Consider the following 12,687-nt stretch of genomic DNA (forward strand, 5'->3'; position numbering starts at 1 on the left):
GAGTCCTGGAGTGATGCCCGGCGGACACGGATTCGAAACCGCCGAGTAACGGACTACTTATGTTGCGTACTGCATAGTGTCTCACTCCGGGGGCGGTCAGCCTATGGCTGCGCCGATCCAGGTTCCCAGGATGTACGTCACACCGGCCGCCGCGCCACCGAGGAGCAGCTGGCGCAGGCCGCTGTACCACCAGGACCGGGCGGTGACCCGGGCGACGACCGCGCCGCAGGCGAACAGCCCGGCCAGGGCGAGCAGCACCGCGGGCCACAGGGCCGTGGCGCCGAGCAGGTAGGGCAGTACGGGCAGCAGCGCGCCCAGCGCGAACGAACCGAAGGACGAGACGGCGGCGACCATCGGCGACGGCAGGTCGTCGGGGTCGATGCCGAGCTCCTCCCGGGCGTGGATCTCCAGCGCCTGCTCGGGATCGCGGGACAGCTGCATGGCCACCTCGCGGGCGAGCGCCGGCTCGACACCGCGGGAGACGTAGAGCTCGGCCAGCTCCTCCATCTCGTCGACGGGGTGCTTGCGCAGCTGCTGCCGCTCGATGTCGAGCTCGGCGAGGACCAGTTCGCGCTGCGAGGCCACGGAGGTGTACTCACCGGCGGCCATCGAGAAGGCTCCGGCGGCGAGTCCGGCGAGGCCCGTGATGACGACCGTCTGCGGGGAGACGGCGCCGCCGGCCACGCCGGTCATGAGGGCGAGGTTGGAGACGAGCCCGTCCATCGCACCGAAAACGGCCGGCCGCAGCCATCCACCGTTGACGTCACGGTGGGTGTGGTTGTCGCGGTGCGCGGTGTGCAGCGGCGCTTCGATGTCGATGATGGACATGCGTGGTGTCTCCCCTTATCTCCCCATTGGTGCGAACGGACGCCATGACGCGCCCCGCTCCCCCTGGACACCTCGAAACTACGCACGATTTTTGTGGCCCGCCAGCAAGGAAGGCCGTACTTACCTGCGGTTTTGCGCCTCGGCGACCGGGTGACGCCGGACTTCCCGGGGTGTTTCGCGGCGCGCGACAAACCGCATGACATGGCACAAATCCCCCAAGGGTTCATGATGAGCCCCATCGATGAGCCCCATCCAAGGGGGAGAGGCGCGCCAATGGAGCCGGTGAAGCTGATCGCATGCAATCCGCAGGTCCTCCTCGAACGGGCAAGGGGCGCTCTTCTGGGGCTCGCGGTGGGCGACGCGCTCGGCGCCCCCGCGGAGAACATGAAGCCGTCGGAGATCCGGGCGAAATGGGGCCGCATCGAGGGCTTCGTGTCGGAGGACCCGGCCGGTACGGACGACACCGAGTACGCGATCTTCTCGGGGCTGCTCCTGGCCCGCCACGGCTCGGCGCTCACCGTCTCGCACGTCGAACGGGCCTGGCACCACTGGATCGCGGACCTCGACGAAGGCCCCTTCCGGGGTGCCGGCTTCTCGGAGCGCGGCACGCTGGAGAACCTCCGCCGGGGCCTGGCGGCGCCCATCTCCGCCCAGCACCGGCACGCCTGGTCGGACGGCCTGGCCATGCGGGCCGCGCCGTTCGGCGTCTTCGCGGCGGGACGGCCCGCCGAGGCGGCGCGGCTCGTCGCCATCGACGGCACGGTCAGCCACGACGGCGAGGGCATCTACGGCGGCCAGGCGGTCGCGGCGGGCGTGGCGGTGGCCATGGCGGGCGGCAGCCCGGCGTCCGTGGTCTCCGCCGCGCTCTCGGTGATCCCGTCCGACTCGTGGACGGCCCGCTCCCTGCGCCGGGCGGTCACCGCCGCCCCGCGCGGGGAGCGGGCGGTGCGCTCGGCGGTGGTCATCGGCGGCTACCCGTGGACGGACCTGGCCCCGGAGGCGGTGGGTCTCGCCTTCGGCGCCTTCGCCGCCTCCGGCGGGGACTTCGCCTCCTCCGTCCTCACCGCCGTGAACATGGGCCGCGACGCCGACACCACGGCCGCGGTGGCGGGCGCCCTGGCCGGCGCGATGTCGGGGGCCGCGGCGATCCCCACCGCGTGGGGCTCGGCCATCGGCCCGGTGCGCGGCAGCTGCCTCCCGTCGATGCGGGGCTACCACGTCCTGGACATCGCGGACCTCCTCACCCCGGAATACGAGGCCCCCCGATGACCGTCCACTCCCCCGACGAAACCACCCCGCCCCCCACGGCCCCCGCAGAGCGCGCACCGAACGGTCAGCCGCCTTTGCCTGCCCCGACGGACGCGGCGGCGGGCCCGGCCACGCCGGACCGCGGGCCGCTAGCCGTACCGGCGGGGGCCCGGACCGAGGCAGGGCCGCAGGCTGTGCCGGGGGGCCGGGCGGCGGAAGCCGCCGGAAACCGGGCCGGGGTGGCGGTCGGGCCGGGACGGGCCCCGTCCGTCCCGCTGCGGGCCGTGATCCGGGCCGCCGCGCACCCCGGGGAGGCGCGGACCGGGCCGGACGTCGCGGACCGGCGCCCCATCGAGGGGCTCCTCCTCGGGCTCGCCGCAGGCGACGCGGCCGGCTGGCCCGCGGCCCGCCACCGCGCCAGCCGGATGCCCGAGTGGACCCGCCGCCTCACCCGCGAGCTCGACACCTTCGCCGAGCAGAACGCCACCACCACCCTCCCCGTCCCCATCGCCCTCAACCAGCCTCCCGAGCCGCTGCGCCTCGGCCCGTCCGACGACGCCGAATGGGCGGCCTTCGTCGCCGAGTCCGTCCTCACCGCCGCCGGGGTCCTCCTCAGCGACCTCTCCCGTTCCCGCCGCATGCGCGCCGCCATCGACCTGGCCTGGAACGCCCTCGCCTCCGAGGTCGCCGCCGCCGCGGAACGCGCCCCCGAGGTCGAGTCCGCCGTACTCCCCCTCCGCGCCCGCATCTCCGTACGCGCCGGCCTCGGCAATCTCGCCACCGGCCTGCGACCGCCCGCCACCGGCCACGACAACCCGCACTACTTCGACGACGCCGCCTGCGTCCGCGCCTGCGTCCTCGCCGTCGTCCACCCCGGCGACGCCGAGGCCGCCGCCGACCTCGCCGAGTTCGACGCCCGCTACACCCAGGACGGCGACGGCGTGCACGGCGCCCGCGCCATGGCGGCCGCCGTCGCCACCGCCCTCACCACCGCCGACGTCGACGCGGCCGTCGACGCCGCACTCGCCCTGCTCCCGGAGGCCACCGAGATCGGCCGCAACGCCCGGCACGCCGTCGGACTGGCGCGCGCCCACGCCGACGGCGGCGCGTTCGCCATCGTCCCGACCCTCGAACACGAAATCGTGGACCACGTGTACAGCTACGGCATCGCCGCCGCCGAGACCGTCCCCGTGGCCCTCGCCCTCGCGACCGCCGCCCGCGGCAGACCGACCGAGGCCGTACCGGCCGCCGCCTGCCTGTCCCGCGTCGCGGACTCCGCCCCCGCCCTCGCCGGCGCGCTCACCGGCGCGATCGGCGGCGGCGACTCGATCCCCGCCGCCTGGCGCGAGGCCTGCCGCACCCTCTCCGGCTGCGCCCTCCCCCGCCTCGCCGGCACCGACCTCGTGGAACTCGCCGCGCTCCTCGCGCACACGGAACTCACCTCACCCAAGGGATGATTCGGACATGACGCTCACGTTGGAGGACCGGGCCCGCGGAGCCCTCGTCGGCGCCGCGGTCGGCGACGCGCTCGGCGGCCCGGTCGAGGGATGGACCCCGGACCAGATCGTCGAACGGCACGGCGGCCGCGTCCACGGCATCGTCGGCCCGTGGCACGAGAACTGGCGCACCGCCCGCCCCATCGCCCCGTACCACAAGGGCGACGGACACGTCACGGACGACACCCTGATGACGCACGCGCTGGTACGGGTCTACGAGGCCGTACGCGACCACCTCGACGCGTACGCCGTCGCCGAGCACCTGGTGCCCGACCTGATGTCCGTCCCCCGCTGGATTCCCGAACTGGAGGCGGAGGCCCTGCCGTTGCAGCGGATCTTCCTCGCGGAGAAGTGGATGGTGACCCGCCTGCACTACGCGCACGCGGACCCGCGCGAGGCCGGCACCGGCAACATCGTCAACTGCGGCGCGGCCATGTACATGGCTCCCGTGGGCATCGCCAACGCGGGCAACCCGGCGGGCGCCTACGCGGAGGCCCTCGACATCGCCGGCGCGCACCAGTCGTCGTACGGGCGGGAGGCGGCGGGGGTGTTCGCGGCGGCCGTGGCGGCGGCGTGCCTGCCGGGGGCGACGGCCGCCTCGGTGGTGGAGGCGGCCCTGTCCCTGGCCAAGGACGGCACGCGCGCGGCGATCTCGGCCGTCTGCGAAGTCGCCTCCGGCTACCGGGACTTCGAGTCGGCGCTGGCCCCGCTGCGGGCGGCGGTGGCCCCGTACGACTCGGTCGGCCCGGACTACCGCAACCCGTCGCTGGACGCCCGCCGCCCCTCACGGCTCCACGCCATCGAGGAGCTGCCGATCGCGCTCGGGATGCTGCTCGTGGCGGACGGACGGTACGACGCGGCCGTGCTCGGCGCGGTCAACTACGGGCGGGACTGCGACTCCATCGCCACCATGGCGGGGGCGATCGCCGGGGCCCTCGGCGGCGAGGCCGTGGTCCCGGCGGTCTGGGCGAAGCAGGTCGCCGAGGCCAGCCGCCTCGACCTGCACGCCCCGGCCGTCGCGCTGGCCACCGTGGCCCGGGAGATCTTCGCCCGCGACCGTGCCCGCCGCCGCACCCACGAATCGGCCTTCACCAAGATCGCAACCCCCCGATGACCCCCACCCCGGCAAACCCCGTCCGCGCCCCCGCCGACGCGCCACCGTCGCGAGCGACCGCGGGCCCGGACACGCCCCGGGCCGCCGCCCCGGTGGGGACCGCAGGGCCGACGGCCGCCCGGCCGGTGACCGGCCCCGGCCCCACCCGCGCGGACCCGACCCGCCGGAACGCCTGCGACGAGGCGGCCCCGTCACTGGCCTCGCACCCCGCGGCCCGCGCGGCGGCGGCGCCCGGGCCGAGTAGCCACACCCCGGACGCCGCCCGGGCACCCGAACGGCCCGACGGCCCAGGCCCCGGACCGGCCGACGGCGTACGCCTGACCTGGGCCCAGCCGGAGGATCTCGTCGGGCACGAGTTGCGCCAGGCCGCCGAGGACGGGCGGAACCCCGGTCCCGCCCTGCGGGCCTGGTCCGCCGCGGGCGGCCACCCGGCGCCCGAGCGCGCCGGGGCCTCCCCCACCCCGGCGCCCCCGCACCTGCGGGCGCTGGCGACGCGCCTGCTGGACGAACTGGCCCGCCTCCCCTCCCCCTGGGCCGCCGACGAGCCCACCGGCTGGGCGGCCATCGTCGCAGCCTGCGCGACGGCCGGGTCCCCCGTTCCCGCGGCACCCGAGCCGGTATGGCCGCACGCCACCCCGCCCGGGCCCGCTGGAGTCACGTACCCGACGGCCGGCCCTGGGCCCCGGGACCCGGACGGGACACAGCCCCCCGAACCCGGCGCCCGGCCGCACGCCGCCCACGACGCCCCCACGACAAGCCGGGCCGGTACGGGCCCGGAGCCCTCCGGCCCCGGTCCGGCAGCCGGACCCACCGCACCGGTCCGCCCCCTGCGGGCTGCCACCACCAGGACCGGCCCCCTTGCGCCCGGACGGGCAACCCCCGCGACGAGCCGGGCCGGTACCGGCCCCGAACCCTCCGGCCCGGCCCGCCCGCTGCGGGCTGCCGCCACAGGGACCGGGCCCGACCGCGCGGCCCCCGCCCGCCCGGACGCCCCCGCGGCCCGCGGGGCGGCGGCGCGCCCACCGCAGGCCGGCTCCGCGGCCGGGCCCGGGCGGCCCGGCGGGCGCGGGCTGCGGGAGCGGCTGGAGGCGGCGTGGGTCGGGCGGGCCGTCGGGTGTCTGCTGGGCAAGCCCGTCGAGAAGCTGCCGCTCGAAGGGATCCGCGCCCTCGCCCGCGCCGCCGGCAACTGGCCGCTGGACGACTGGTTCAGCGCCCGCGGCGTCCCGCCCGCCCTGCTGGCCGCGCACCCCTGGAACCGCCGCTCCGCCCCCACCTCACTCGCCGAGAACATCGACGGCATGCCCGAGGACGACGACCTCAACTACCCCCTTCTGGGCCTCCTCCTGCTCCAGCGCCACGGCAAGGCCTTCACCACCGCCGACGTCGCCCGCCTGTGGCTCGACGAGCTGCCCGCCGGGCGTACGTTCACCGCCGAGCGGATCGCCTACCGCAACCTCCTCCTCGGGCTGGAACCCCCCGCCACCGCCACCCACCACAACCCCTTCCGCGAATGGATCGGCGCCCTCATCCGGGCCGACGTCCACGGCTGGACCAACCCCGGCGACCCGGCCGCCGCCGCGGCCCAGGCCTACCGGGACGCCACCCTGACCCACACCGGCAACGGCCTCTACGCCGCCCTCTTCGTCGCCGCCGCCACCGCCGAGGCCGCCACCGGCCGCGCCGACGTGCACACCGCGCTGCGCACCGGGCTGGCCGCCGTACCGCCCCGCTCCCGCCTCGCCGAAGCCGTCCGCTTCGGCCTCCGCACGGCCGCCGACGAAACCGACTTCGACCTCGTCGTCGACCGGCTGCACGCCCGCTACGGGCACTACCACTGGGTCCACGCCGTCCCGAACACCGCCCTGATCGCCGCCGCCCTGACCCACGCCGACGGCGACTTCACCCGCTCCGTCTGCCGAGCCGTCTCCGGCGGCTGGGACACCGACTCCAACGGGGCCACCGCCGGCGCCCTCGCCGGACTGCTCACCGGCTCGCCGCAGCGCATCCCGCACCGCTGGACCGCCCCCCTCAAGAACCGCCTCGCCACCACCGTCCCCGGCTTCGACGGCATCGGCTTCGACACCCTCGCCCACCTCACCGCACAGGAGGCAGCACGCTCATGACGGCCATCGCCGTGCTCGGCAGCACCAACATGGATCTCGTCGCCTACGTCCCCAAGGCCCCCCTCCCCGGGGAGACGGTCACCGGCCGCGCGTTCCGGACCGTCCCCGGCGGCAAGGGCGCCAACCAGGCCGTCGCCGCCGCCCGCTCCGGCGGGAAGGTGGTGATGATCGGCGCGGTCGGGGCCGACGAGTTCGGCGTACGGCTGCGCTCCGCGCTCACCGCCGCCGGGGTCGAGACGGCGGCCCTGCGTACCGTCGAGGGCGCGAGCGGCACCGCGCACATCACCGTGGACGACGAGGGCGGCAACCGCATCGTCGTCATCCCCGGTGCGAACGGCAGCGTCACCGCCCTGGAAGCGGGCGACGAGGCCCGGATCGCCGCCGCCGGCGCCCTGCTCCTCCAGCTCGAACTGCCCCTGCCCGCGGTACTCGCCGGAGCCCGCGCGGCCCGCGCGCACGGCGTCCGTACGGTACTCACCCCGGCCCCCGTCCAGCCGCTGCCCGCCGAACTCCTCGCCGCGACCGACCTGCTCGTGCCCAACGAGCACGAGGCGGCCGCCCTGACCGGCCTGACCGACCCCCGGCAGGCCGCCGAGGCGCTGCTGGCCACCGTGCCGGAGGTGGTGATCACCCTCGGCGCGGCCGGAGTCCTCTACGCGGCGCGTGGCCGGGATCCGCTGAACGTGCCCGCGCCCAGGGTCCGGGCCGTGGACACCACCGCGGCCGGGGACACCTTCGTCGGGGCGCTGGCCGTGGCCCTGGGCGAGGGCCGCCCGATGCCGGAGGCGCTGCGCTGGGCCTCGGCGGCGGCCGCGCTCTCCGTGCAGCGCCACGGCGCCCAGGACTCGATGCCGACCCGCGCCGAGACCGACGCCTTCGCCCTGGCCGACTGGCAGGCCAACCACCACCCCGACACCGGAGCCGCCTCATGACCCCCGCCAGGGCCGGGAGCGTACCGGGACGATCCCCCCACAACGCCGAACACACCACGCCCGCACCGTCCGCCACCGCCAGGGCCGACCACGTACCGGGACGATCCCCCCACAACGCCGAGCGCACCACGGCCGCGCCGTCCGCCTCCGCCGGGGCCGGGGGTGTGCCGGGGCGATCCCCGCAGGGCGCCGAACGCACCACGGCCCCACATTCCGGCCCCGAGAACCGTTCGGCGCCCGAGGAGACGCCCCGGCGCGCACCCGGCCCCACCGAAGCCACCCCCACGCCCACCGAGGCCGACCACGTACCGGGACGATCCCCCCACAACGCCGAGCGCACCACGGCCGCGCCGTCCGCCTCCGCCGGGGCCGGGGGTGTGCCGGGGCGATCCCCGCAGGGCGCCGAACGCACCACCGCCCCACATTCCGGCCCCGAGAACCGTTCGGCGCCCGAGGAGACGCCCCGGCGCGCACCCGGCCCCACCGAAGCCACCCCCGCCCCGGCCGAAGCCACCGGCACAGAACCCGCACCACCCCCCACCCCCGCCAGCGCCCGGCCAGGGCATGCGCATGGGCAGAGCCAGGGCCAAGGCCCCCTCCGCGGACTGCGCGTCCTGGACCTGGCGACCCTCTTCGCCGGCCCCCTCGCCGCCACCCTGCTCGGCGACTTCGGCGCCGACGTCGTCAAGGTCGAGCACCCGACCCTCCCCGACCCCTCCCGCGGCCACGGCCCCGCCAAGGACGGCATCGGCCTGTGGTGGAAACTGCTCGGCCGGAACAAGCGGACCATCACCCTCGACCTGTCCACCCCCGGCGGCCGGGACACCCTGCTGCGGCTCGCCGCCACCGCCGACGTGGTCGTCGAGAACTTCCGCCCCGGCACCCTGGAAAGGTGGGGCCTGGGCTGGCCGGAGCTGTCCGCCGCCAACCCGCGGCTGATCCTGGCCCGCGTCACGGCCTTCGGCCAGCAGGGCCCGTACGCCCACCGCCCCGGCTTCGGCACCCTCGCCGAAGCCATGAGCGGCTTCGCCGCGGTCACCGGGGAGCCGGAGGGTCCGCCGACCCTCCCGCCCTTCGGCCTCGCCGACTCGATCGCCGCGCTGACCTGCGCGTACGCCGTGATGACGGCGCTCGCCGGACGGGACCGCACCGGGCACGGCCAAGTCGTGGACCTGGCCATCATCGAGCCGATCCTCACCGTGCTCGGCCCGCAGCCGCTCTGGTACGACCAGCTGGGCCACGTCCAGCCGCGCACCGGAAACCGGTCCGCCAACAACGCCCCCCGCAACACCTACCGCAGCGCCGACGGCCGCTGGCTGGCGGTCTCCGCCTCCGCCCAGTCCATCGCCGAGCGGGTGATGCGGCTGGTCGACCGGCCGGACCTGATCGCCGAACCCTGGTTCGCCACCGGTGCCGGGCGGGCCCGGCACGCCGACGTCATCGACGACGCGGTCGGCGGCTGGATCGCCCGCCACAAGGCGGAGGAGGTCGTCTGCGCCTTCGAGGACGCGGAGGCGGCCGTCGCGCCGGTCTACGACGTCCGCGACGTGATGACGGATCCGCAGTTCGCGGCCCTCGACACGGTGACCGAGGTCGAGGATCCGGAGCTCGGGCCCCTGCGGATGCAGAACATCCTCTTCCGGCTGTCCGAGACCCCCGGCGGGATCCGCTGGGCGGGCCGCCCGCACGGCGCGGACACGACCGAGGTGCTGGCCGAGCTCGGACTGACCGGGGCGGAGATCACCGCGCTGCGCACCGAGGGGGCCCTGTGATCCTCACCTGGCTCTACGCGCCCGGCGACCGCCCGGCGGTGGTCGCCAAGGCGCTGGGCTGCGGGGCGGACGCCGTCATCGTCGACCTGGAGGACGCGGTGGCGGCCTCCCGCAAGGAGTACGCCCGCGCCGCCACCGTCGAACTGCTCGCCGAGCGGCCACCGGTACCGGTCCATGTCCGCGTCAACGCCCTGGACTCCCCGTGGGGCGGTGCGGATCTCGCCGCGCTGGCCGGGCTGCGCGGGCTCGCGGGACTCCGCCTGCCGAAGATCAGCGCGCCGGAGCAGATCGCCGCGGCCGCGGACCGTACGGGCGGGGTGGGCCTCTACGCCCTGCTGGAGTCGGCGCTGGGCGTGGAGCGCGCGTACGAGATCGCCCGCGCGCACCCCGCTCTGCACGGGCTCTCCCTCGGCGAGGCCGACCTGCGGGCGGACCTGGCGGTCAGCGCGGAGGAGGGCCTGGACTGGTGCCGCTCCCGGGTGGTGGTCGCGGCACGCGCGGCCGGGCTGGCGCCGCCGGCCCAGTCGGTGTTCCCGGACATCCGGGACCTGGACGCGCTGGCGGTCTCCTGCGCCCGCGGCCGGTCCCTCGGTTTCCTCGGCCGGGCGGCGATCCACCCGCGCCAGCTCCCGGTGATCGAGCGGGCCTATCTCCCGGCGCCCGAGGAGGTGACCGCCGCGGTGGAGGTGCTCAGCGCGGCGCGTGCCGCGCCGGGGGCGCTGGCGCTGCCCGACGGCCGGTTCGTGGATCCGGCCGTCGTGGCGTCGGCCCACCGCACGCTCGCGCTCGCCGCGCGGGTACCGGTCCACTGACCGTGCGCTCGCCACGCGCTGCCGGCCGAGCCCTGCCTGACCCCACCCGGCCCGGATCCCGGCCGCGGCCCCGGCAGCCGCGCGCCGCCTCTGCGCTCACCGCGCGGGGATCGGTCCGGTGTGGCCCGAGGATGCGGGAAGGGGGGTGCCGCGCTGTGCGCGGCACCCCCCTTCCCGACCGCTCCCGCGGTCAGGACTTGTCGGCCTCCGGGGCCTCGGCGTCCACGGCCGGCTTGCGCAGGTCCGCCTTGACGGCGCCCTGGGCGAGGGCCGGCGCGGAGTCCTTCGGACCGGCGTCGGCCGCCTCCACCGCCGCCTTGTCCTCGGCCTCGGCCGTGGTCCCGACGGCAGCCTTGCCGTCCTTGCCGTCCTTGCCTTCCTTGTCGTCCTTGCCGCCGGAGCGGTCCGGCTCGACGATCTCCTCGCGGCCCGGCCGCAGCTTCGCCGAGAGGACGAAGTAGATCACCGCGAGCACGAAGACGACGATCGAGGTCCAGACGTTCAGCCGCACGCCCAGGATGTGGTGCGCCTCGTCGACCCGCATGTACTCGATCCAGCCGCGGCCGACGCAGTACGCGGCGACGTACAGGGCGAAGGCCCGGCCGTGGCCGAGCTTGAAGCGGCGGTCGGCCCAGATCACCAGGACGGCGACACCGACGCACCACAGCGACTCGTACAGGAAGGTCGGGTGGTAGGTCCCGGCGTCCCGGTTCGGGCCGGCGCTGATCTCCACCGCCCAGGGCAGGTCGGTGGCCCGGCCGTAGAGCTCCTGGTTGAACCAGTTGCCCCAGCGTCCGCAGGCCTGAGCCAGCGCGATGCCGGGGGCCAGGGCGTCGGCCCAGGCCGGCAGCGGGATGCCGCGGAGCCGGCAGCCGATCCAGGCGCCCACCGCGCCGAGCGCGATCGCGCCCCAGATACCGAGGCCGCCCTCCCAGATCTTGAAGGCGTCGACCCAGTTGCGGCCCTCGCCGAAGTAGAGCTGGTAGTCGGTGATCACGTGGTAGAGGCGACCGCCGACGAGCCCGAACGGCACCGCCCACACGGCGATGTCCGCGACCGTGCCCGGCTTGCCGCCGCGCGCGATCCAGCGCTTGTTGCCGAGCCAGACGGCGACGAAGACGCCGATGATGATGCAGAACGCGTAGCCGCGGAGCGGGATCGGTCCGAGATGGATCACGCCGGTCGACGGACTGGGGATGTAAGCAATGTCCATGGCAGACCTGACGCTACCCTGCCGGACGGTGCGTACCGCAACCCGCCCGGCAGGGTCGAAACCAAATCCAGACATGGAACGGCGGAAGTCAGCCCCCCGAGGACCCGTTCCCGGTCCCGGAGCCCGACCCTGAACCGGACCCGGCCCCGGACCCGTTCCCCGACCCGGTCCCACTCCCGGACCCCGCCCCGGAACCGGTTCCGGTCGCGGAGTTCTTCGACGCCGTCCTCGAGGCCGAGGCCGACGGCGAGGCCGACCCCTTCGCCCCGCTCTTCCCCGTGTCCTTCTCGCCCGTCCCCTTCTCGGAGCCCTTCGCTCCGGCTCCGCCCGAGCCGGTGGCGCCGGCCTCCACCTTCTCCTTCAGCTTCTGCGGGGTCAGCGGGTTCGCCTGGTCGGAGAAGATGTCCTTGCCGTCGAGCAGCACCGTCGGCGTGCCGCGGAAGTTCCCGGCGGCGAAGGCCTCGTGCGACTTGCCCACCCAGCTGTTGTGCGTGCCGTTCTCGACGCACGCCGTGAACTCGGGGGTGACCAGCCCGTCCACCTTGCCCGCGAGCTCCAGCAGCTTGGCGTTCTTGCCGTAGGCGTCGTCGACCTCCTGCGGCTGGTTCTGGAAGAGGACGTCGTGGTACTCGGTGAACTTGCCGGCGTCCTGCGCGCAGGCCGCCGCGTTCGCACCCTTGAGGGAGCCGCTGCCGCCCATGTTCCCGTCGATGAGCGTCACCAGGTGGTAGTCCACCTTGAGCAGGCCCTTGTCCTCCAGCTCGTGGATGGTGTCCCGGTAGTTGTCCTCGAAGACCTTGCAGGCGGGGCAGCGGAAGTCCTCCCACACCGTGAGGGTGGCCTTGGCCTCGGGCTTGCCCGTCTGAATGGCGAGAGCGTCCTTGCCGGTGGCGCCGGAGGGGGCGACGACCGGGCCCGCCGAGTCGGACTTGTCGCCTTTGCCGGCGTTGGCCGCGATCACGCCCACGACCGTCGCCAGACCCAGGACGCCGACCACCGCCGCCGCCACGATGAGGGTCCGCCGGCGCTTGTCCCGGGTCTTCTGCCGCTCGCGCTCCACGAGGAGTCGCTCCCGGGCCGATCGTTTCGTCGCATCGCGGTTCGCACCGTCGTTCTTGTCGCTCACGCTCCGCCAAACGAAGCAGGGAG

General features: G+C 75.6%; 9 protein-coding genes and 1 pseudogene. 7 read left to right on the forward strand and 3 right to left on the reverse strand.

The window, feature by feature from the left end; genetic code table 11:
• Positions 1-96 precede the first annotated feature (96 nt).
• Positions 97-828: a VIT1/CCC1 transporter family protein gene (locus tag NRK68_RS09170; protein ID WP_183064980.1), complete on the reverse strand. Its 732-nt coding sequence runs from the start codon at positions 826-828 to the stop codon at positions 97-99.
• Positions 829-1,101: 273 nt separating this feature from the next.
• Here NRK68_RS09170 and NRK68_RS09175 point away from each other — a divergent pair, with 273 nt between their 5' ends.
• From NRK68_RS09175 to NRK68_RS09205, 7 genes are all read left to right on the forward strand, one after another.
• Entirely contained in the window at positions 1,102-2,097 is a 996-nt protein-coding gene (locus NRK68_RS09175; RefSeq protein ID WP_183064981.1) for an ADP-ribosylglycohydrolase family protein, read from the forward strand.
• The gene (locus tag NRK68_RS09180; protein WP_183064982.1) at positions 2,094-3,533 is read left to right on the forward strand and encodes an ADP-ribosylglycohydrolase family protein; all 1,440 of its coding nucleotides are present in this window, start codon (positions 2,094-2,096) and stop codon (positions 3,531-3,533) included. Before NRK68_RS09175 ends, NRK68_RS09180 begins: the two co-directional genes overlap by 4 nt.
• Positions 3,534-3,540: 7 nt before the next feature.
• The gene (locus NRK68_RS09185; protein WP_183064983.1) at positions 3,541-4,686 is read left to right on the forward strand and encodes an ADP-ribosylglycohydrolase family protein; all 1,146 of its coding nucleotides are present in this window, start codon (positions 3,541-3,543) and stop codon (positions 4,684-4,686) included.
• Between the two features lie 563 nt (positions 4,687-5,249).
• Positions 5,250-6,809: an ADP-ribosylglycohydrolase family protein gene (locus NRK68_RS09190; RefSeq protein WP_444465703.1), complete on the forward strand. Its 1,560-nt coding sequence runs from the start codon at positions 5,250-5,252 to the stop codon at positions 6,807-6,809.
• Positions 6,806-7,741 (forward strand): ribokinase, encoded by a 936-nt coding sequence (rbsK, locus tag NRK68_RS09195; protein ID WP_183064984.1) that lies wholly within the window; start codon positions 6,806-6,808, stop codon positions 7,739-7,741. Before NRK68_RS09190 ends, rbsK begins: the two co-directional genes overlap by 4 nt.
• A 605-nt stretch (positions 7,742-8,346) precedes the next feature.
• A complete protein-coding gene (locus tag NRK68_RS09200; RefSeq protein ID WP_183065563.1) occupies positions 8,347-9,513 on the forward strand; it encodes a CaiB/BaiF CoA transferase family protein in 1,167 nt (388 codons plus the stop codon).
• Positions 9,510-10,325 carry an HpcH/HpaI aldolase/citrate lyase family protein gene (locus tag NRK68_RS09205; protein ID WP_183064985.1) on the forward strand — a complete coding sequence of 272 codons (816 nt, stop codon included), beginning with the start codon at positions 9,510-9,512 and terminating at the stop codon, positions 10,323-10,325. The genes NRK68_RS09200 and NRK68_RS09205 overlap by 4 nt, the downstream gene beginning before the upstream one ends.
• A gap of 190 nt (positions 10,326-10,515) precedes the next feature.
• Here the strand turns inward: NRK68_RS09205 and lgt are convergent, their stop codons facing one another.
• Both lgt and NRK68_RS09215 read right to left on the reverse strand, forming a co-directional pair.
• Positions 10,516-11,538, reverse strand: a complete 1,023-nt coding sequence (gene lgt / locus NRK68_RS09210; protein ID WP_183064986.1) for a prolipoprotein diacylglyceryl transferase — start codon at positions 11,536-11,538, stop codon at positions 10,516-10,518.
• Between the two features lie 346 nt (positions 11,539-11,884).
• Positions 11,885-12,664 (reverse strand): annotated as a pseudogene (locus tag NRK68_RS09215) (DsbA family protein); the annotation flags it as partial.
• Positions 12,665-12,687 lie beyond the last annotated feature (23 nt).

It is taken from the genome of Streptomyces yangpuensis (assembly GCF_024666385.1).
GTDB classification, from domain to species: Bacteria; Actinomycetota; Actinomycetes; order Streptomycetales; family Streptomycetaceae; genus Streptomyces; species Streptomyces yangpuensis.

What these genes read in the sequence shown, in the direction of transcription:
- NRK68_RS09180 (WP_183064982.1), top strand. Translation starts at nt 2,094, where the DNA reads ATGACCGTCCACTCCCCCGACGAAACCACCCCGCCCCCCACGGCCCCC.
- rbsK (WP_183064984.1), top strand. Translation starts at nt 6,806, where the DNA reads ATGACGGCCATCGCCGTGCTCGGCAGCACCAACATGGATCTCGTCGCC.
- NRK68_RS09185 (WP_183064983.1), top strand. Translation starts at nt 3,541, where the DNA reads ATGACGCTCACGTTGGAGGACCGGGCCCGCGGAGCCCTCGTCGGCGCC.
- lgt (WP_183064986.1), bottom strand. Translation starts at nt 11,538, where the DNA reads ATGGACATTGCTTACATCCCCAGTCCGTCGACCGGCGTGATCCATCTC.
- NRK68_RS09175 (WP_183064981.1), top strand. Translation starts at nt 1,102, where the DNA reads ATGGAGCCGGTGAAGCTGATCGCATGCAATCCGCAGGTCCTCCTCGAA.
- NRK68_RS09170 (WP_183064980.1), bottom strand. Translation starts at nt 828, where the DNA reads ATGTCCATCATCGACATCGAAGCGCCGCTGCACACCGCGCACCGCGAC.